Source organism: Roseinatronobacter thiooxidans, from assembly GCF_001870675.1.
Lineage (GTDB): Bacteria > Pseudomonadota > Alphaproteobacteria > Rhodobacterales > Rhodobacteraceae > Roseinatronobacter > Roseinatronobacter thiooxidans.
This window is the reverse complement of the sequence record NZ_MEHT01000003.1, coordinates 25682-45904: the sequence shown is the minus strand read 5'-3', so window position 1 is coordinate 45904 and position 20223 is coordinate 25682. Positions and strand designations below refer to the sequence as shown.

Annotated in this window: 16 protein-coding genes and 1 tRNA gene; 4 read left to right on the top strand and 13 right to left on the bottom strand. The window is 60.4% G+C overall.

What is annotated here, in order from left to right:
- On the bottom strand, positions 1-474 hold a 474-nt coding region (locus tag BG455_RS01890; protein ID WP_143079862.1), incomplete at its 3' end, for a hypothetical protein.
- A gap of 263 nt (positions 475-737) precedes the next feature.
- Here BG455_RS01890 and BG455_RS01885 point away from each other — a divergent pair.
- The 3 genes from BG455_RS01885 to BG455_RS17675 all read left to right on the top strand — a co-directional run bounded on the left by BG455_RS01885 (position 738) and on the right by BG455_RS17675 (position 3723).
- A complete protein-coding gene (locus tag BG455_RS01885; protein ID WP_071468268.1) occupies positions 738-1148 on the top strand; it encodes a hypothetical protein in 411 nt (136 codons plus the stop codon).
- A complete protein-coding gene (locus tag BG455_RS01880) occupies positions 1145-1615 on the top strand; it encodes a hypothetical protein (RefSeq protein WP_071468267.1) in 471 nt (156 codons plus the stop codon). Before BG455_RS01885 ends, BG455_RS01880 begins: the two co-directional genes overlap by 4 nt.
- Positions 1616-2109: 494 nt before the next feature.
- Positions 2110-3723: a recombinase family protein gene (locus BG455_RS17675; RefSeq protein ID WP_425438709.1), complete on the top strand. Its 1614-nt coding sequence runs from the start codon at positions 2110-2112 to the stop codon at positions 3721-3723.
- On the opposite strand, the gene BG455_RS01870 is transcribed toward BG455_RS17675, so the two are convergent.
- The 12 genes from BG455_RS01870 to trhO form a co-directional block, all read right to left on the bottom strand.
- Positions 3680-3756 (bottom strand) — tRNA-Met (locus BG455_RS01870). The two genes, BG455_RS17675 and BG455_RS01870, sit on opposite strands and share 44 nt — an antisense overlap.
- Positions 3757-3955: 199 nt before the next feature.
- Positions 3956-6040, bottom strand: a complete 2085-nt coding sequence (locus tag BG455_RS01865; protein ID WP_071468276.1) for a dipeptide ABC transporter ATP-binding protein — start codon at positions 6038-6040, stop codon at positions 3956-3958.
- Between the two features lie 298 nt (positions 6041-6338).
- On the bottom strand, positions 6339-7499 hold the full coding sequence (locus BG455_RS01860; protein WP_071468275.1) for an ABC transporter permease: 1161 nt from the start codon (positions 7497-7499) through the stop codon (positions 6339-6341).
- A gap of 15 nt (positions 7500-7514) precedes the next feature.
- The gene (locus BG455_RS01855) at positions 7515-8606 is read right to left on the bottom strand and encodes an ABC transporter permease (protein WP_071468266.1); all 1092 of its coding nucleotides are present in this window, start codon (positions 8604-8606) and stop codon (positions 7515-7517) included.
- 109 nt (positions 8607-8715) lie between these two features.
- A complete protein-coding gene (locus tag BG455_RS01850) occupies positions 8716-10350 on the bottom strand; it encodes an ABC transporter substrate-binding protein (RefSeq protein ID WP_071468274.1) in 1635 nt (544 codons plus the stop codon).
- 181 nt (positions 10351-10531) lie between these two features.
- The gene (locus BG455_RS01845; RefSeq protein WP_071468265.1) at positions 10532-11764 is read right to left on the bottom strand and encodes a mandelate racemase/muconate lactonizing enzyme family protein; all 1233 of its coding nucleotides are present in this window, start codon (positions 11762-11764) and stop codon (positions 10532-10534) included.
- The gene (locus BG455_RS01840) at positions 11761-12858 is read right to left on the bottom strand and encodes a Zn-dependent alcohol dehydrogenase (protein ID WP_071468264.1); all 1098 of its coding nucleotides are present in this window, start codon (positions 12856-12858) and stop codon (positions 11761-11763) included. Before BG455_RS01840 ends, BG455_RS01845 begins: the two co-directional genes overlap by 4 nt.
- 181 nt (positions 12859-13039) lie before the next feature.
- Positions 13040-15280, bottom strand: coding sequence for a glycosyltransferase family 32 protein (locus tag BG455_RS01835; protein WP_071468263.1), 2241 nt, complete (start codon positions 15278-15280; stop codon positions 13040-13042).
- A gap of 15 nt (positions 15281-15295) precedes the next feature.
- Entirely contained in the window at positions 15296-16093 is a 798-nt protein-coding gene (locus BG455_RS01830; RefSeq protein ID WP_071468262.1) for a sulfotransferase family protein, read from the bottom strand.
- Positions 16090-16878, bottom strand: coding sequence for a hypothetical protein (locus tag BG455_RS01825; protein WP_143079861.1), 789 nt, complete (start codon positions 16876-16878; stop codon positions 16090-16092). Before BG455_RS01825 ends, BG455_RS01830 begins: the two co-directional genes overlap by 4 nt.
- Positions 16879-16931: 53 nt before the next feature.
- On the bottom strand, positions 16932-18482 hold the full coding sequence (locus BG455_RS01820) for a glycosyltransferase family 2 protein (protein ID WP_170124754.1): 1551 nt from the start codon (positions 18480-18482) through the stop codon (positions 16932-16934).
- 124 nt (positions 18483-18606) lie between these two features.
- Complete coding sequence (gene trhO, locus BG455_RS01815) at positions 18607-19524, bottom strand: oxygen-dependent tRNA uridine(34) hydroxylase TrhO (protein ID WP_071468259.1); 918 nt, start codon at positions 19522-19524, stop codon at positions 18607-18609.
- A 100-nt stretch (positions 19525-19624) separates the two neighbouring features.
- Between trhO and pncA the strand changes: the two genes are divergently transcribed.
- Positions 19625-20221 carry a bifunctional nicotinamidase/pyrazinamidase gene (gene pncA / locus BG455_RS01810; protein WP_071468258.1) on the top strand — a complete coding sequence of 199 codons (597 nt, stop codon included), beginning with the start codon at positions 19625-19627 and terminating at the stop codon, positions 20219-20221.
- Positions 20222-20223 lie beyond the last annotated feature (2 nt).

The window sequence follows — 20223 nt, the reverse complement described above, 5'->3', positions numbered from 1 at the left end:
CCGCCCCAATATGGAAGTCCCGCAGTTATTCGGGCAATAGGAAAGACGGCTCTTCAAGTCCTCCATTTCGTCGGCGACATCTTCGAGTTGCTCGTCCGACAAGGACACCAGTTCGCGTTCACCCGTCCGACGCCGAGCCTCAACGACTCGCCAGATGAGGTACTCCCCAAGCTCTCCTGCGAGCGACGTTATGCCGTGTTTCACTTGTCCCAGGGCCCAAATGTCTGCTTCAAACCCGGTATCGCGAAACTTTTCGACCGAGCAGTCGATTGCAACCGCGCGGAAATTGCTTACCTTGCCGGACTTGGTGAATTCCACTTGGAAGCGATAGGAGAGTTTGGCGCTTAATCCCTCGGGCTTTTTCTGCCGAAGTTCGGCCAGCGTCATTGGGGCAGTCGCGTGATGAATCTCCGCAACAATTGACTCGAGCCGCATCAACGCGTTCTTCGGAAGGTAGATGCCAGTTGTGATCATGTTCTCATTCTCCTCATATCTGTGATGGTTACAGGGAGAATTTCGTATCGTGTGAACCTGCGCGGAAATCGAAGGGGAGAGGTGTTCAAGCGCATCCCAGGGCGCGTGACCGGATGCAGCGACGCTTGTTCTGGCTGCGCGGCTCCTTGGTGTGGGAGCCGCGCAGCCAGAACAAGCTGGGTGCTGCCTCAACATAGGATGATGACGAACGGGCGGACATTGACCCGGCCTTGGAGCCGGAAAACTTCCAACCGGAGACAACCATGTTCGACATCATCACAGACTACCCCGCTCGGGCGGATCGGCCCGATACTCTGAACGAACTCCGAGCGTTCGCTGCGGAGCACCGTGAGGCCCTCCAGAATGCAGCGGCGTGGCTTGGCGGCACTGGCGGCTCGCGGTGCGCACGCGAAGCTCTCAACAGCCTTCACATGGTCCAGGACTCGCCTCGCAGTGCGCTGCGCCTGTTCGGCGACCTTCTGGCGCTGCTAATGCTCGAAGACGTCCACAACCCGGAGCGGGAGGAGGCCGGCCTCTTCGCCTCGATCGATCTGAATGACCCCCGGGTAGAGGACGTCTGCCTGCTCGCCGATGGCCTCGCCGACGCGATCGAGGCTTGCCGCGAGGCTATTATAGGCGCATCCGCCGACAATGGGGGGAGGGCCGCGGCATGAGAGACGAAGTTTGCAGCGGCATCAGCGTACTCGACCTTGCGGGCGGAACTGGCGAAATCACCCATGGCACCGTCGCAAGGATGGCGACGCTCGCGATCATTCAAGCCAGGCTGGTCATCTCGGAGTTGCGTGAGACGGTCCTGCCCGCACTCTCTCCTGGCCGCCGCGCGATGATCGGTCGGCTGGTGCGTCGGCTGGAGCACGAGGAACTTTTCGACCAAGCGCTTCTCGAAGATCTCGAGGCTCTGGGCGATCACCTGTACGGTCGCGTGGAGGCTGGCACACAGGTGTTTTGGGAACCTGTGGAGTGCCATGTTCGGGGCGGTCATCACGTCGTGCACCGCGAACCTGAGGCTGCGGAACTTGCTCGCGCCTGCGAAGAAGTCCAGCTCTTGCATAAGCTCGTGTTCGGCGCTCGAGCCGCTGCCCGTGCGCTCCGTGAAGCCGACCAACTTCTCGGCGTCTGATAAATCGCGGTGCCCTGTGGGGCGCCGCGCATTGAGGGGCTCTGGGCCCCAGCCCGAGGCGGGATCACCTCGGGACGGCGTGTCGACCAATCCTCCTTCTTGCTGCCCGTCGACACGCCATTGACTTCGACCGGGCAACTGGTGCTCAGCCCCGCGCCCGGATGCTGGCAACGCTCCTCTGTCTGCATCGGAATCCCGTCTGAGACTCCAGACCGTTGCGGCGCGCCCGATGACACCGCCAACCGTTCACGCATTCGTGAACTTCAGATCGTTACGCCACGCATCGCGGGCGAACCGAGATCCTGCCTCAGAGACACAAACAGATCGAGCAGGCAAGACCGTGAACCCGAACTTGACGCATAACCGGTTGGCAGTGCCATCATGAAGAAACTGTCGCCTCACGTGCACAACTCGCCGTTGGACCCGGCCATGGGCGATCTCGTGAGAGAAATTGCCCGTGCAAATGCTCGCCGGGATGCTAAAGGAAATCGCCAATGCAACGCCGCGCAGCAATTTATGCCCGATATTCGACCGTGCTCCAATCGGATCGCTCCATTGAAGATCAGGTGGAGCTCTGCCGAAGCTATCTGAGGCGCGAAGGTTACGGCGAGGTGGCCATCTTTGAAGACCGCGCCATGACGTCCGAGACACTTATTGGTCGCGTCGGCCTTGCTAAGCTTCTCGAAGCAGCCCGCAACGGAAGCTTTGACGCGGTCGTTGTGGAGTGCGTCGACCGTATCAGCCGGGACGCGGGGGATCTGCACCAGGTCGCGAAGCTGTTGCGGTTCAGCGAGATCGACATCATTTCCGCGAACGAAGGCGTGCAAAACGAGATTCAGATTGGCGTGCGCGGTTTGATGGGTACGTTTTTTCACAAGGATCTGCGCGAAAAAATTCATCGCGGGATGGTCGGCAACATTCGCGAGGGGCTAAGCGCCGGCGGCAAAGCCTATGATTACTCCCCAATTGCCGGACAACCCGGCGAGCTTCAAGTCGAAGCCCATGAAGCCGATGTCATCCGGCGGATCTTCGGCGCGTATGCGGACAGCGCTTCCCCGCGCCAGATCGCGCACGATCTGAATGCTGAGCGTATCTTGCCTCCCAGGGGTGCCAAGTGGAACGCCTCCACGCTGATCGGCAGCGCCGATCGGGGCTACGGAATTCTGCGCAATTCTATCTATGCCGGAGTGCTGGTCTGGGATCGGGTGCGCATGGTGCTCGACCCGGTCACCGGCAAGCGAGTCAGCCGGGTGAAGCCTCGGGAGGATTGGAAGTATGCCACGGTGCCACATCTACGGATCATCGACGAGGACCTCTGGAACACTGTTCAACAGCGCCTTTCTGATCAGTCATACGCCCGGTCCGCAGGAACGTCGACGCGCGCGCCTGCCCGACCATTTTCAGGGCTTCTGAAATGCGGATGCTGTGGTGGCGGCATGGCAATCCATGACCGCAAAGGAAGCGCGATACGGATCGCTTGCTCGACGTCTCGTGAGAGCGGGTCCTGTGACAACTCCGGAAGGTTTCGCCTGGATCAGATCGAAGACGAGATTTTCTCGAATCTCTATGAGCATCTTCTGAATCCCGCATACCTCGAAGAATATGTCTCGGCATATGACCAAGAGCGGAAGGCTCTCGCTGCCGCAGGAAAGCCCGATCAGGGCAAACTGCAACGGGCGGTCGTGGAAGCGCGCAATCTGTTCGAGCGTCGCCTGAATCTCTACGAGTGCGGAGTTCTCGATGGCGCGGAGGGAGAAGCGAAGGTGCGTGAGGCGAAAAATGGTCTGCGCGCGGCGGAAGCGGAACTCGCGGCCCTGAACAATTGCGACGAAGACATCATCTTTGATCCGGCCAAGCCAGCACGATATGCGTCCGCGCTTAGCGATTTGATGGAGTCCTTCAGAGCTCACGATGGTAAACCAGACGCCAAGGCGCGAGATGCGGTGCGGGGGCTTGTGTCAGAAATCATCGTCTCGCCGGCTGAGTACGACGGCGTGCCGATCGAAATCAGGGGGCGTCTGAACGCTCTCATTTCGGGTCTTGATCTTCAAGTGGGGGGTGCGATGGTAGCGGAGGAGGGACTTGAACCCCCGACACGCGGATTATGATTCCGCTGCTCTAACCAACTGAGCTACTCCGCCACATGTCGACGCCGTTTAGTCGAGGGCTCGGGCAGCGTCAAGACCTGTTCTTGGCGCAGCGCGCGCATGGCTTTCAAAACTTGCTGGAACCGCTGGGCGCAGTCGTCACAGCGTGTCGCAGGAGGGGGGATCAAGCTCCGCGCCCGCGCGCTTTGTCCCCGTGCCCTGCCAGCCAAGTGGCACCTCCAGCGGGGCCATTTTACGCATCCGTCAGTTTGAATACAGGGTCCATCCGCGCAAGAATATCTTGGGCAAGGTGGCATTTGATCTGATGACCATTTGCCAGCGTGCGCATGGGCGGCACTTGTGTTTCGCACAAGCCCCCCGGCACATCGGCTTTCCAGTGGCACCGCGTCTGAAACGGGCACCCAGAGGGGGGATTCATCGCAGACGGAATATCCCCTTCCAGCACGATGCGTTTTTTAATGACCGATGTGTCTGCAATGGGCACCGCAGAAAGTAGTGCCTCGGTATAGGGGTGATAGGGCGGCGCGAAAACCTGATCTGTCGTGCCCAGCTCGACCACATGGCCCAGATACATGACCATCACGCGGTCGGACAGATAGCGCACGATGCTCAGGTCATGGCTGATGAACAACAGCGTGGTGCCGTTCTTGCGCTGGATATCCATCAACAACTCGGTCACGGCGGCTTGCACCGACACATCCAGCGCCGAGACAGGCTCGTCCGCGACCACGACCTTGGCATCACCAGCGAAGGCGCGCGCAATGCCAACGCGTTGTTTTTGTCCGCCAGACAGTTGGCGTGGCATGCGGGTGGCAAATTCGCGCGGCAGTTTTACCAGATCCAGCAATTCCAGCATGCGGGTTTCACGCTCGCCCGTGGTTTTGCCGATCTTGAAAATCTCCAGCGCGCGGACAATCTGTGCGCCCACGCTCATGGACGGGTTCAGCGTGTCGAACGGGTTTTGAAACACCATCTGCAAGGAAGACACGGCATCGGTGTTGCGGCTTTGGATGGGGGTGGACTGGACGTTTTCGTCAAATAGCATGATCTTGCCGCTGGTCGCAGTCTCCAGCCCCATCAGTACCTTGGCAAAGGTGGATTTGCCGCAACCGGATTCGCCCACAATCGCCAGCGTCTCGCCCGCGCGTGCATCGAAGCTGAGCGTTTCATTGGCCTTGACGACCTTGGTTTCGCCGCCCGAAAACAGGCTGGAGGCCGCAACTTCGTAATATTTGCGCACGTCATCCATGCGCAGGACAATTTCGCCCACTTCGGATGGCGCGACGTGTTTGGCCGAAGTCCAGCCTGCGTTCCAGTCAATCTCGTCTATGCGCAAGCAACGGCTTTCATGGCGGTCATCGCCATCCACTCCTGCCATGGGAATATCGCGCGCATCGCACTGGCCCTTGAGGAAATAATCGCAGCGTGGGCCAAAGTTGCAGCCCTTGGGGCGTTCATGCGGCAAGGGGAAATTGCCCGGAATGGCGCGCAAGGGCCGTGCACTCTTGTTGGCCGAGGGCAGGGGAATCGCGCGGAACAGCGCTTGCGTATAGGGGTGGCGCATGCGGTTGAACACATCGCGGATATTCCCTGTTTCCACCGCTTCGCCCGAATACATCACGCAGAGGCGGTTGCAGGTTTCCATGATCAGGCCAAGGTTATGGCTGATAAACAGCATAGAGGTGCCGTATTTGCGCCCCAGATCCTTGACCAGATCGACAATGCCCGCCTCGACCGTCACATCCAGCGCTGTGGTGGGTTCATCCAAGATCAGCAGCGCCGGGTTGGCCATCAGCGCCATGGCGATGACAATGCGCTGTTGCTGCCCGCCAGACAATTGGTGCGGATAGGCATTCAGAATACGCTCTGGGTCGGGCAGGCGCACATCGGCCACAAGCTGGCGGGCGCGCGCGCGGGCCTGCCGCGCTGGCATGTTCTGATGGATCATCGGCACTTCCATCAACTGGCGCCCGACTTTCATGGCGGGGTTCAGGCTGGCCATCGGTTCCTGATAGATCATCGCAATCTCAGAGCCGCGCAGCTTGGCAAGCTCTCGCGCGCTCATGGTGTTCAGGTCGCGCCCCTTGAACTTGATCTTTCCCCCCACGATGCGGCCATTCACGCCCAGATCCTGCATCACCCCCAGCGCGACAGTGGATTTGCCGCAGCCGGATTCGCCGACCAGCCCCATCGCCTCGCCCGGCATGACAGTGCAGGAAAAATCCATCACAGCAGGGATTTCGCGCAGGCGCGTGAAGAAGGAAATCGACAGGTTTTCAATTTCCAGAATGGGCTGTGTCAGGGCACGATCAGACATTTTTCCCCCTCCATGAAGGTCGCGCGGCGCTGGAAATATCTGCCCCACAGGGAACGCCATGGCCCTTCAGGGGTTCTATACTCAGATGATAAGGAGAACATGAAATGCCAATTATTCTATGGCTTCTGGGTGTGCCGCTTTCCGTGGTCATCCTGTTATTGCTATTCGGCGTGTTGTGATACCGCGCGCCTGATGCAGGATACGAAAACTTGAAACATGACTGGGGGCGGGGCCATGACGGGCCTTGCCCCTTGTCGCATCCGTGTATGATGTTTGGCACGCGCATGGCAGCTTCCCCCTAATCTTTCAGGCTTTCTTCGCGCAGCCCATCGGCCAGCAGGTTCAGGCCCAGCACAAGCGACATCAGCGCCAGTGCAGGGGCCAGTGCCGCATGTGGATAGACCGTCAGCAACCGGCGACCCTGATTGATGGTAGACCCCCAATCAGGGCTTTCAGGCGCAACCCCAAGGCCGAAAAAGCCCAAGGTGCCCAGCAGGATGGTTGTGTAGCCAATGCGCAGGCAGAAATCGACAATCAGTGGCCCGCGCGCATTGGGCAGGATTTCCCACAGCATGACATACCAAGGCCCTTCGCCCCGCGTTTGCGCTGCGGCAACGTAGTCGCGGCTTTTCAGGTCCAGCGTGATCCCGCGCACGATGCGAAACACAGTGGGCGCATTCACGAAGACCACAGCCACAAAAACATTCAGCAGGTTGGGCGACATGCCCCATACACCCAACGGGTCGGCGTTGAAGGCAAGGCCGGAATAGGCCCAAAGACCAAGGACCAGCACCGCACCGACATATAGGTTGCGCTTCATCGGTTGGGTGAAAAACCGCGCGTTCAGCAGCACTGTGAAAAACAGCACCGGCATCAGGAACAGGATACCCGCCATGACGCGGGGAATGGCGGTGTTCTGGATTTCGGGCGCGACCAGCAGGAAGAACAGCAAAATGACGGGAAAGGCCAGCACCAGATTGGCGATGAAAGTCAGAACCGTATCCAGCTTGCCGCCGATATAGCCCGCAGGCAGGCCCAGCGAAATGCCGATCATGAAGGAAATCATCGCGGCAAAAGGGGCGATGCGCAGCACTTCGCGCGCGCCCATGACCATGCGCGAAAACACATCGCGCGCCAGCGCATCGCCGCCCAGCAGGAAATACTCGAACCCGCCTGCGGGGTCGCGCAGGGGCGTGCCGGGGGCGGCGTTGCGCATGCCGCTGAACTGGCCCAGCGGGTCGTGGGTGATGATCATATCGGCAAACAGCGCTGCAAACACCCAGAACATGACCAGCGCAAACCCGATCATACCGACAGTTGAATCGAACAGTTTGCCATACAGGCCAAGGCGGCGCTTATAGGTCAGGGACAGCGCGAACAGCACTACCAGCCCGGCCCAGACCGGCCAAAGCTGAAGGAACAGGTGGCCAAGGATGGCGGGCCAGCCCAAAGGGTCAATCATGGCGGGCCTTCCTTATGAAATCCGAATGCGGGGGTTCAGCCACACATAGCCGATATCTGAAATCAGTTGTGTGACCAGCACCACCAGCACGGCCACCACCGAGGCGGCCAGCAGCAGTTCAATATCGTTATTCGCCGCCGCCTCGAACAGGGTCCAGCCAAAGCCGGGATAGCTGAACAGCACCTCGACAATCACCACCCCGTTCAGCAGCCACGGAATTTGCAGCATGATGACGGTAAAGGGCGCTATCAGCGCGTTTCGTAATGCGTGGCGCAGCACGATATTGGCGAAACTCACGCCTTTCAGGCGGGCGGTGCGGATATATTGCTGGGTCATCACCTCGGTCATCGAGGCGCGCGTGATCCGCGCGATATAGCCCATACCAAACAGCGCGATCGTCATGACAGGCAAGGCAAAGTTCCAGAAGGTGATCTGTTGCAGCGCCGAGCGGGCATTGCCCTGAAACAGCACTGGCCCCTCGATCCAGCCCCAACTGACCAGCAGCGGCGACACCCCTATGCTTGAGGAGGCAAGCAGTGCGATAAACACCACGCCGGACACATATTCCGGCGTCGCCGTCGAGGCGATGGCAAAGGTGGACAGCGCGCGGTCCGTGCGCGAGCCTTCGCGCATGCCCGCCAGCACCCCCACAATCAGTGCCATCGGCACCATGACAATCAACACCCACATCATCAACAAACCCGTCGCACCCAGCCTTGCGCTGATCACCTCAGACACAGGGGCGCGGAAACGGGTGGAATTGCCCCAATAGCCCTGAAACAACCCGCAGCGCTCTGGGGTCGCGGCGATATCTGTGGGGGCGGTCAGGCTGTTGCAGCGGCCTGTTTGCGTGCCGTCAGCCTCAACCCGCGTCCAGCCGGGCACCACGCCCAGCCATTCGCCATAGCGCACCAGCATCGGCTGGCTATAGCCATTGCGATCCAGCCAGCTTGCCACTTCGGCATCAGATATGCGCGATCCGGCTTGGGTTTTGGCCAGGGTGTCCAGTTTGGCAGGCAAATTCGTCAGGTAGAACACGATAAAGGTCAGACACAGGGCCGTGACAAGCATGATACCGATGCGGCGAAGTAGAAAACTGACCATGGGGTTCCCACTGGCTCAGGGCATCGAAAGGATGCACTATTTCTGTCGGGCGATGCCTGTGCCAACCCTTGCGGGTTGGCACAGTGATTTGCGCAGTTTGCAGCAGGGCTTAGGACATCCAGTAATTCTGGTAATGGATCTCGAAAGTAGGGTGCATTTCCGCGCCGTGGATATCGGCGCGTGCATGCCGGAACAGCGACCGCCAGTATGGAATGATCGACACACCTTCTTCTTGCATGATTTCCTGCAAGCGCGCCATCAATTCGCGGCGCTCATCCGCATCGACAATTCCATTCGCCTGTTCCAGCAAATCATCAAACTCTGCGTTCGAGAAGGCCGATTCATTCCATGCCTCGCCGCTCCGATAGGCCAGATTCAGCACCTGAACCCCCAAGGGGCGCATGGCCCAGCTTGTCGCGGAAAACGGATATGTCAGCCAGTCGCCCCAAAATGTTGCGCCCGGCAGAATGGTGCGGCGGATATTGATTCCCGCTGCGCGAATTTGCGCGGCCACATTGTCGCAGGTGTCAGAATGAAACGTCTCGTCCGAAGAGATCAACTCGAACTCTGTATCGCCGTGGCCTTCTTCTTCCAGCATGGCGCGTGCGCGCTCTCTGTCCACCTCTAGCGGGGGCAATTCGGCATATTCGGGGTGAACAGGGCAGACATGGTGGTTTTCCGCCATGATCCCCTGATCATTATAGCCAAGTTCCAGCACCTGCGCGTTATCGACCGCAAGTTGCAGCGCGCGGCGCACATTGCGGTTGTCATAGGGCGGATTGCCCTGATTGAACCGCACACACAACGTGGCAGAGGTGATCGCTTCGGTCTGTTCCATCCCGATCGCACTGAAGATGCTGAGAAAGTCGCCGGTGGTTTCATACAGCATGTCAATTTCGCCACCTTCGGCAGCGGCAACCCATGCGGCGGGGTCTGTTCCCAGATCGATAAACTCGATCCGGTCCAGCCATGCGCCATTGCCCGCGTTCCACCAGCTGTGGTCGGGGTTGCGTTCAATGATTGCCCCGATGCCGGTGTCATAGCTGACGGGGCGATAGGGGCCGGTGCCAATCGGGTTGCGAATGGGGTCACCGTCAAAGCTGGGGTGCACAACAGCGGCGGGATAATCTGCAAGCCCTGTAAGAATGGTAATATCGGCATTGGACAGATGCAGGCGCAAGGTGTGGTCGTCCACCACCTCGACCGCGCCATCCCGCAACTGCCCGTCTTGCATGATCGCCCCCAAACGGCTGGCCATCGAATTCCCTTCCACGGACGAGTCGCACCAGCGTTCAAAATTATGCGCCACATCCTCGGCGGTGAACGGGTCGCCATTGTTCCAGGTTACACCTTGCCGGATATTCAGCGTGTATTCGGTGGCTTCGTCATTGGCGTCCCAGCTTTCCAGCAGAACAGGGGTGATAGAGCCGTCGCGGTTATACTGGACCAGATATTCCAGCCAGCCACGGCAGGTATTTGCCAGTTCTGACCAGTCCCATGTGCGCGGGTCGCGCTGGGCGCGCACATCCATCTGTATCCGCACTGTGCCTCCCATTTGCGGGGTCTGTGCCTTGGCTTCGGGGGCGGCCAGACCCAGCAAGCCATATGCGGCGGGCGCAGCAACACCCAGCGCGGTGGCGCGTGTCATGAATTCGCGGCGGCTAAGCCGGCCATCCTGACATTCGCGCGCATACAGTTTTGCCGCGTGGTGCAGCTTGGGTTTCTGGCCTGTCTCATGTGTCATTTCTGATCTCCCTGTCTGGTATCTTGTTTCTTGTTTTGAGCCTGAGCCGGTCGTTTTTACTGCCGCAATGGCGACAAGGGTGCCGCCAGAACGTCGTACCTGCTTTGTGCGGAGCTTCATCACATCACTGGCGAAAAACGACATAATGTCGTTTTCAGCTTGCAGCAAAACACAGGTCAGGTCAATCGCGTGGCGCACCCCCTTCAAAACTGTTTGGATTGACATAATCGCAGGGCGCATCCTGCATCTGTAGATGCAAAGCCTCTCCACTATAGGGATGCGCGCGCGCCATGGCTTCGTCAAAGGCAATGCCAAGGCCGGGGGTTTGGGGCGGGGTGACAAAGCCATCCTCGACCCGCAGGCTATGGCTGATCAGGGGCAGGTGAAATTCGCCCCCCGTCTGGATACATTCGATCATCAGCAAATTGGGGATCGAGGCGGCAAGATGAATATTCGCCGCCCATTCCACTGGCCCCGCATACAGATGGGGCGCAAGCTGCGCGCCAAACACCTCGGCCATGGCGGCGATTTTCTTGACCTCCCATATCCCGCCTGCGCGCCCAAGGGCGGGTTGCAAAATGCTGGCGGCACCCGCGCGCAGCACCGCGCCGAACTCGGCCTTGGTGCAAAGCCGCTCGCCCGTGGCCACAGGAATGCGAACCGCGCGCGCGACCTCTGCCATGCCTGCAATATCATCGGGCGGGGTGGGTTCTTCAAACCATAGCGGCTGGTGACGTTCCATTGCGGCGCCCAGACGGATCGCGCCTGACGGGGTGAACTGCCCATGTGTGCCCAACAAGATATCGGCGCGCGTGCCGATGGCCGCACGCACCGCCCCCAGCATCCGGTCGCACAGGTCAATATCGCGCATCCCCGGCTGGTGACCGCCGCGCATGGTATAAGGGCCAGCGGGGTCCAGCTTGATGGCGGTAAAGCCCTGATCAACCGCCGCAAGCGCGCTTTCGGCGGTCAGTTCAGGGCTGGTCCAGAATTCGGCTTTGGTGTGATGGGGCAGGGGGTAGAGGTAGGTATAGGCGCGCAGCTTCTCGTTCATCATCCCGCCCAGCAGCGCCCAGACAGGCCGATCGCGCGCCTTGCCCAGAATATCCCAAACTGCAATCTCCAGCCCCGAGAATGCGCCCATAACGGTTGGGTCCGGTCGCTGCGTGAACCCCGAGGAATAGGCGCGGCGAAACATCCGCTCGACATTCTCGGGGTTCTCGCCCTTGAAATAGCGGTTGAACACATCCGATATCACCGCGCGCATGGCCTGCGCGCCGACTGCACTGGCATAGACTTCGCCATAGCCCAAAATGCCGCATTCGGTAACCAGCTTGACGATGGTCCAGTAGCGCCCGCCCCAACCGGGGGGCGGGGTTTCAATGAAGAAAATCTCCAGCGCTTCCAGTTTCATGGCGCACCCCGCGAGAAAGCATCAAACACAATGACATTGCGCCGCGTTCCGCCCTTGGCCGTGTCGGCAATGGCGTCATTGATCTGATCTAGCGGGTAGCGGTTCGAGATCAACTCATCCAGCTTCAGCCGGCCTTGGCGGTAATACTCGATCAAACGCGGGATATCGCGGCGCAGCACTGTGCCGCCCATCTTGGACCCCAAAAGCCGCTGTTCCTGATACGCCACCATCATCGGGTTCAGGCGCATGTAATCGTCATTGCCGGTCATGCCCGCCATGACGATCGCGCCACCGACCGCGCATAACCCCAGCGCCTGTTCATAGGCCACAACCGCGCCCACAGTCACAAAGACATAATCCGCCCCGCGCCCGTCGGTCAGGGCTTGCACCTGTTGGCGCGCGTCTTTGTCGGTTGCCAGAACGCCATCTGTCGCGCCAAAATCCAGCGCGGCCGCCAGCTTCTCGGGGGCGATGTCCATGGCGATGATGCGCCGTGCACCCGCCAGCCGCGCACCCTGAATGGCATTCAACCCAACGCCGCCCGTGCCGATGACCAACGCCGTGGCCCCGGCCTGCATCTGCGCGGTGTTGAACACAGCGCCCACACCCGTAATCACCCCGCAGGCCAGCAGGGCGGCCACATCCATGGGAATGTCAGCGGGCAGGGGCGCAAGCTGGCTGGCATCGACCACGACTTTCTCGGCGAAACCTGCGGTTTTCATGCCCTGCGCAACAGCAGTGCCATCGGGCAGGGAAAGGGGCGAGTCCGCCGCGCCCGCATGTTCACAAATCGCAGGGCGGCAATCGCTGCAACAGGCGCACGTGCCGCAGGCGCGGATCAGCGTGACCAGCACAGGCTGCCCGATCTGGTAGGCGGAGACCCCGTCGCCAAGCGCTGTGACATAGCCCGAAGCTTCGTGCCCGTAGACCGCAGGCAGGCTGCCGCCCCATGCCCCTTCGATAAAATGCAGATCGGAATGGCAGATCGCGCAGGCGGCCAGTGTCACCTCAACCTCGCCCGCGCGCGGGGGGGCGAGGGTCAGTTCGGTGACAGTGAGCGGTGCGTTGAAATCGGTGCACAGAGCAGCTTTCATGGGCAGTGCCTTTGTTGGGCGGGGGTCTGGCCTTGCGGCCAGATGCCTCCGGCGGGAGTATTTGGAGCAAGAAAATGGCAGGGTTGCATGCGCAGGCAGGCAGGGTCAATCGGGGATGGCCCCTATAGCTTGCGCGCCGCCGCCTGTGTTTGGCACAGCGGCCTTGCCGCAGGCTGGCACACTAGCGCCAGTGGTCGGGGCTGCGTTTATGCGGATAGGGCAGATTGGTGGCAACGCGCCTGCAATACTGGGCTTGCGACAGCAGACGGATATCGGTGCCGCCGTCTTTGACCAGATGGGCAAAGGTCGCGCGTGTCCATTGCGCGGGGCCGCTATGCCACCATGCATAGGGTGTGTCGGTCTGGTCCAATGCGGTGCAGACATGCTCTAGCGCCATGGCGCAAACGCGGTGGTCCGGTTCGGCGGCAATGAAATTATTGGCAATCGTGCCAAAGCCACGCTCGACACACAGCACTGCGCGCGCGCCTTCCAGCCACGGGGTGACAGGGATGCGCGGATATTCGTCCAGATCGGCAAACAGCCCGCCCTGCCGCAAGACCCAGCACAGGCGGAACAGATCGGCGCGCAAGGCAGCATGGCCGAGGGCCAGAAAGCGCCGGGCCATCTCTGCGCCGAAATTCTGGCGCATCCAGACAGCTGCGCTTGTGTCATCGAAGACATGCTGGCGAAAGCCAGGATGCATGCGCGCCCATTGCGCGCGGGCGCGGGCGATTGCAGGGCCATGCGGGCCTTGCCAGTAATGCGCGATCACGCGGGGAATATGCGCGCCCTTTTGGGGATGAAACGGCAATTCCCCGCGCAGATGCGCGCGCCGCAGCAGGCAGGCCGACAAGCCCGGTGATGCGATGACGCGCGCCAGCCCTGCACATGCGACGCTATGGGCCACGCTCTGATCCGGGGCAAAGGCCGCCTCGATGCCGCGCGCGGCAAGATGGGCATCCGCCACGATGCGGTCACGCACATCTGGCGGGGCGGGCGTGCCGGTCTGGGCGAGTTTGAGGGTGTTGAACCGCGCATGCTCTGCCATTGCTGCGGTGAAATCCCCCTGCAGGAAGGCGATCCGCGCCTGCGTCAGCGGTACGGCCATGCGATCGGGGAAGCCTTGTGCTGCGGGCGCAAGCACTTGGCCTGCATCGGCCGCATCACCGGCCAGCAAGGCGATTTCCGCGCCCGAAAGCGCAACCTCGGCCCGTTGCAGGGCATCGGTGGCCAGTTCGGCGGCGATGTGATGCGCCTTTCGCGCAGCGCATAGGCGACCGGCCATCCAGAACGCTTCGGCGCGCAGCACCATCAGGCGGCACATGTCTTGCGCAGTGGCGGTGCCACGCCGCGCGGGCGCAAGTGCCGCTGCCGCTTGCCCCGATAGGCCCATGCGCAACGCAGCGCGCGCGGAAATCAGCGCGGTTTGCGTACTGAAAGCAGGCACTCGCGCCAGCCCGCGCCAGTCTTCGACAGTTTCGCACAGCATCCGGCGCAGGTGGTGCAGCCAGTCGTGGCGCGCATGTATCCGGCAGGCGGCATGGGCGTGGTCCAGCAATTCGGCCGGGGGGTGCTGGGCCAGCTGCCCTGCACGCAGCCATTGCACATGGTCTGTTGCCTGCCAGTGCCAGTGGGGCTGCGCGGCAAGCCTGTCATGCAACAGCGCGTGCGCGCGTTCAGCATCGCCGCGTTCCAGCGCCAGCCGCGTTTGCGCGCGGCTCAGCGTTGCGGGGTCGGTATGCCCAAGGCGCTGCCAGTTTTCCAAGGCTTGCGGGGCATTCCGGAAATCGCCTTCGGACATGAATATATGAAAGGCCCGTTCCCAGAGGGCGGCAGAGGGGGCTGCGATGGACTGAAGCCATGCATGCAGCCCCACTGCGCCGTCGCACTGGTAGCAAAGCTGCATTCGCAGCAGGTGGGCTATCGTCACTTTGCCCTGCCCTTCCAGCCAGTCGATATCTGCGCGGGCGCGCGCAAAATCCCCTTGCGCCAGCGCCAGCTCGGCCCTGCGCCGGGTATCATCGGGCGCGGTGGCAGAGTGCGGGTCGATATTCTCAAGCACCTGACGCGCGTGCTTCGCACGGCCCATGCGCAGATAGGCACCCGCCAGCGCGGCGCGGCGGCGGTTTTGCGCGATGACACAGTGATGCGCCTGCGCAAGGGCCGCGTCTTTTTGTGACAGGGGGGCCAGATCGAAGGCCAGCAACGCCATATCGATGGAGTTTGGCCAGCGCGCCTGCGCCTGTGCAGAGACTTGCGCGCCGGGCAGACCCAGACGCGCAAGCTGCTGCAAGCCCGATTTCACCGCATCATATGTGGCACCTTGCGTCAGGGCGCGCAGCACCTCCTGCTGCGGTGCCGCCGGGTCGGACAGGGGCGCGTGCCACAGGTGCCGCGCCAGATCTGTCGCCGGTTGCGTCATGCGCTGGCCCGCGTGTCAAACCCTGTGGCCAAGCACATCGCGATATTCTTGAAACTTGAAGCGGAATTCTTTTTCCGCGGCCTGCCGCTTTGGCCAGAGCAAGCCATGCAGAAAATATGTGACATCCGCGCTGACCGAATAGGGCACGCTGGCCCAGATGCGTTTTTGCATGCGTTTGTCGAATTCCGCGCGCGCCTCTTGGGGCATGGTGTCGATATCCAGCCCGCAATGCGCATAGACACGCCGCATCGAGGCTGCGGAGTCTGCGACGATATCTTCGTAGTTCAGAACCAGAATATTGTCGTAATGCTTTGCCCAGCGGCGGTAATTCGCAACATAGGAACTCATGTCGAAAACACGCGCTGTTTGCAGCAATTCGAGAAAGCCATCGTCAAAGCTGATTTCCACCTGCTCTGCGTCTTTTCCGTCACTTTGCCACAGCGTATGCATGCGCAAGGCCGAGATGGCGCGCGCCAGCGGGTCGCGCAGCACATAGATGACGCGCGCTGTGGGGTTCAACTGTTTGCATTCTGCAATCTGTGCCTCTGACATCAGGGAATATTCAGGGGTGAAATCCATCGACAGCCGGTCCGGTTCTGGTGGGGCCAGCAGGGCGCGATACCAATCGGCCCCGCGTTGATGGTTCCAGTCCCAGAAATGCGCCTCTTTCGTGGTCGAGGTGACGGGTTCCGAATTCGGAAATGAATAGGTTGTGGGATGTGCATTCAGCACATGGTGCAACCAGCTGGTCGAGGCTTTTTGCGCACCGATACACAGGATGTCAGCGCAATTTTCGCGGGTTATCGTGGTCAAAGAGCTTCTCCAGAATCAGAAGATGAAATGACGGTCTTGATGGTGGCCAGCGCCGCGGGCAATTGCCATTGACGCTCGTATTGTTCCAGATGGCGCAGGGTTGCATCCCTGTCATCGGCGGCAAAAGCTGCACGGATTGCAAGGCCGCGCCGGAATGCGTTGTCGCCCAATGCAATGGATGCCTCATAAGCATTAAGAGAAGGTTTCGCCTGCCCTGACCGAAGCAGCAAATCGCCGATCATGCGCAAAGCATAGGCTGCGTTCTGCCACCTGTCATCTTTCTTTTCTTGCGACATCCGCAGCAGATGGGGCATAAATGCGCTGATGAAAAATTGCGCCTGTGTGGTCTGGTTGAAATCCAGCAGCAGCCGGAACACGCGCGAGATTTCAGGCGGCGTCAGCGTTCCGCCAGACTGGATCAGGGTTTTAATCCGCGCGATTTCCAGTGTCTTGATCTGCCAGTGGCGAAAGAAGTCCAAATACAGCAAGAACTCAAGCCGCATGCGCGGGGTGTCTGGCACAGGGTAGCTGCGCGGGTCGGCCAGAATGAAGCCCTGCCCAAGTGCCGCAGTCTGGCGCATACGCGCTTCGGCTGCGATCATCCGCTCGGGGTTTTTGCGTGCATCGTCGTGATACGCGACCACGCGGGGCAGATCGTCATCGCGGATGACAGTGGCAATGCATTCATAGTGGTGTCGGCGCTCGCTCGGCGTTTCGACCCGGCGGAAAATATCTGCGCCAAGCTCACTTTGAACGGCAAATTCTGGTATCTGTTCAGTCAGCATGTCTGGTCCGATCCGCGACTTTTCCAAGACGATTTGGCCCATGCCCTGTGCTGTCAAACCTGCGCATGCGGCCCGACCACAAGATTGGTGCAGATGAAACGGAAGTTCTGGCAGCGGCGGGGAAAGATGATCGACAATTTGGGTTGGCTGACACTGTGCAGCCACGCCGCCGGAATATCGCGCGAAATTATGCTGCCTGTGCCTGCGTTGCATGCATGCACTGCAAAAGCGCCTGCATCATGGCGGATTTCGCCATTTTCGGTTGTGACGCGGTGCTGCAAGGCTGTCTCGAACAGATAATCCTCGGCGGCGTCTATCTGGACATGACATTGCAAGCCCTGACCCGCCGCTGCAAGCCCGTCAAGGCGCATTTCCAGCGCGGCCCAATCGCCTGTATCGGGGATTTGCAGCACCAGCTTGTGCGTGTGTGACGAGGCATGCAGCAACAAGCCGTATTGCGGCGCGTTGATCGACAGCGACAGGCGTTGAGCAAAGGCGGTATTGGGGGTGACATATTGCGCATGCTCGCCTTGTGGAAACACCTTCCACAGGTCGAACAGGGCAGGCTGTGACATTAGCCTGTCAGACCCCATGGCGTTTTTGGGGGCGGGTGCCCTGCCCGCAGGCACTGTTTCAAGCTGGTGCAGCAGGGCATCGCGGTCTTCGGCAAGTTGCGCGCGCAGGCTGCGCATTTCACCATCGACCTTTTGCCAGATCGCGCTGGTTTCATAGTTCACTTCGCTCAGCAGGTCAGAGATGATGCTGCGAATGATCGCGGCCATGGCGGAATCGGTTTCAAGATCGATCGCCGGGCGGGCAAGATCCGAGAAATAGCGCCAGTCATAGGACGGATTGTCCAGCGTGTTCAAAAGCACATTGCGGGTTCGGTCTTCGGCGCGCTGGATGCGGCGGTGGTGATAGGCCAGCCGCCTGTCAAGAATGGCCATCCGCCAGCGCGCCAGAAAACGGTTCATAAAGGCGCGGTCTTCCATCACGTCAAAATGCTCGGGAAAGCCGCCGATCTGAAGCACGGCATCGCGGCGCATCATCCATTGCACAGGATAGATGTCTTGCCGGTAGCACGCATAAGCCAGCGGGTTCAGAAAGAACTCGCCCCGATGGAATGCGGCAGGCAGAGAGTCTTCGCCGATGATGCGTATCTCGGTGTCTGCTCCGGTGCCGATAATCTCTTCTTTCAGGGCGATGACCTGTGCGCCAACCCCGCCCAAGTCCGGCACCGAGGGGACGGTTTCCAGAAAGAACGCAAGCAGCGCCGACATGAAATCGGCATCCCAGGTGTCGTCATCGTCCAGACAGGTTACAAAATCTGTTTGCAGCGCCGCGACCCCGCGATTGAACGCAGCCGACCGGCCCAGTCCGGGGTTCAGGTTCAGCAGGGTGAACCGCTCTTGCGGGACGATCAGCACACCATCGGGCGCAAGTGCCGCCTGAAGCTGAGACAGGTCGCCCCCGTCATTGACCAGAATGATATGAAAATTTCTGTGGGTCTGCGCCATGACAGTTGCAAGCGCGCGCTTAACGAAAACCGGCCGGTCCTTGGTGCGGATCACCACGCCGACAGAGGGTGCTGGTAGGTCTGCCAAAATAACTCCAGTCAAATTCAAATCACTTCACAATGAAAGCACCTTGGGCGTTAATATACCCGGATGCGATGCGTCGTTTCTTTAAATCACTATCGTCTTAAAATTCGGCCTGAATATGGCGCGTTCAATCTGTTTTCTTGCGCGGCCCCAGATGCTCGTACCCGCGCGCGCGGGTTAACTGAATCTGGCGCTGCCGTTCCCGAAACGCCTCGCGTCGCTCAGGCGTATAATCGTCCACGCATAAATGACATTGCACGCCCGCTTCAAATTCCGGGCGATTGCGGTCTTCGGGCCACAGCGGGCGGCGGCAGGCATGGCACATGATATGTGGCCCGGGCTTTAGCCCGTGTTCCACAGACACGCGCTGGTCAAAGACGAAACAGGCCCCGTTCCACATGCTTTGGTCTTCCGGCACCTCTTCAAGGTATTTCAGAATGCCACCTTTCAGGTGAAACACATCTTCCACGCCCTGACCCAGCAGGTAATTGGTCGATTTCTCGCAGCGAATGCCGCCGGTGCAAAACATGGCAATCCGCTTGTTGTGAAAGCGGTGCTTGTTCTCTTCCCACCATTGGGGGAATTCAACGAAAGACTGGGTGCCGGGGTCTATCGCGCCTTCAAATGTGCCAATTGCCACCTCGTAGTCGTTGCGTGTGTCAATCACGGCGACATCGGGCGAGGAGATCAGCGCGTTCCAATCCTCTGGGGCAACATAGTGGCCCACGCGCGCGCGGGGGTCCACATCGGGTTGGCCCATGGTGACGATTTCGCGTTTCAGGCGGACTTTCATCCGGCCAAAGGGCATCGTCTCGGCGGGGCTTTCCTTCCAGTCCAGCGCGGCGCAACCGGGTAGGGCGCGGATATGGGCCAGCACCGCGTCAATGCCTGCGCGCGTGCCTGCAATCGTGCCGTTGATCCCTTCGGCGGCCAGCAAAAGCGACCCTTTTACGCCATGCCCCTCTGCCAGCGCCAGCAAGGGCGCGCGCAGGGCTGCGGGGTCATCGAACCGCGTGAAATGATAGAGTGCTGCAACAGTAAACATGACCGTGCTTTACTGCGCAGACCGCGCCCGCGCAAGAGAGGAGCATTGACGCCAGCGCCTGCGCCCCTTAGCCCTTGCAAAAAGCACAAAGGGCCGCGCCATGAACCACGCTTTGATCGTAATCGACATGCAAAACGACTTTTGCCCTCGTGGCGCGCTGGCGGTCGCGGGCGGGGACGAGATTGTGGCAGGCATAAATGCCCGCATGGAACAGGCCGGTGCCGTGGTGCTGACACAGGACTGGCACCCCCCGCGCCATTCGTCTTTCGCAAGCCAGCATGCAGGGCGCGCGCCCCTGCAGGTGATCGACATGCCCTATGGCCCGCAGGTCTTGTGGCCCGATCATTGCGTGCAAGGCACACAAGGTGCCGGTTTCCACCCCGATCTGGCAACAGACCGCGCCGATCTGATCCTCCGCAAAGGGTTCCGGCGCGAGATTGACAGCTATTCGGCCTTTTTCGAGAATGACCAGACCACCCCCACAGGGCTGGAAGGGTATTTGCGCAGCCGTGGGCTGACAGAGCTGGAATTTGTGGGGCTGGCCACGGATTTCTGTGTGGCATGGTCGGCGATGGATGCGGCAAGGCTGGGCTTCAACGTGCGTGTGCTGGGGGATTTGTGCCGTGCCATCGACCATGACGGCTCATTGGCGCAGGCGCAGGATGCGATGCGCGCGGCAGGTGTGACGCTGGTGTAACC

Excerpts from the sequence above, each read along its gene's own strand:
- BG455_RS01880 (WP_071468267.1), top strand. The coding sequence starts at position 1,145 with ATGAGAGACGAAGTTTGCAGCGGCATCAGCGTACTCGACCTTGCGGGC.
- BG455_RS01850 (WP_071468274.1), bottom strand. The coding sequence starts at position 10,350 with ATGACACATGAGACAGGCCAGAAACCCAAGCTGCACCACGCGGCAAAA.
- BG455_RS17675 (WP_425438709.1), top strand. The coding sequence starts at position 2,110 with ATGCAACGCCGCGCAGCAATTTATGCCCGATATTCGACCGTGCTCCAA.
- BG455_RS01840 (WP_071468264.1), bottom strand. The coding sequence starts at position 12,858 with ATGAAAGCTGCTCTGTGCACCGATTTCAACGCACCGCTCACTGTCACC.
- pncA (WP_071468258.1), top strand. The coding sequence starts at position 19,625 with ATGAACCACGCTTTGATCGTAATCGACATGCAAAACGACTTTTGCCCT.
- BG455_RS01885 (WP_071468268.1), top strand. The coding sequence starts at position 738 with ATGTTCGACATCATCACAGACTACCCCGCTCGGGCGGATCGGCCCGAT.
- BG455_RS01855 (WP_071468266.1), bottom strand. The coding sequence starts at position 8,606 with ATGGTCAGTTTTCTACTTCGCCGCATCGGTATCATGCTTGTCACGGCC.
- BG455_RS01825 (WP_143079861.1), bottom strand. The coding sequence starts at position 16,878 with ATGCTGACTGAACAGATACCAGAATTTGCCGTTCAAAGTGAGCTTGGC.
- trhO (WP_071468259.1), bottom strand. The coding sequence starts at position 19,524 with ATGTTTACTGTTGCAGCACTCTATCATTTCACGCGGTTCGATGACCCC.
- BG455_RS01835 (WP_071468263.1), bottom strand. The coding sequence starts at position 15,280 with ATGACGCAACCGGCGACAGATCTGGCGCGGCACCTGTGGCACGCGCCC.
- BG455_RS01845 (WP_071468265.1), bottom strand. The coding sequence starts at position 11,764 with ATGAAACTGGAAGCGCTGGAGATTTTCTTCATTGAAACCCCGCCCCCC.
- BG455_RS01865 (WP_071468276.1), bottom strand. The coding sequence starts at position 6,040 with ATGTCTGATCGTGCCCTGACACAGCCCATTCTGGAAATTGAAAACCTG.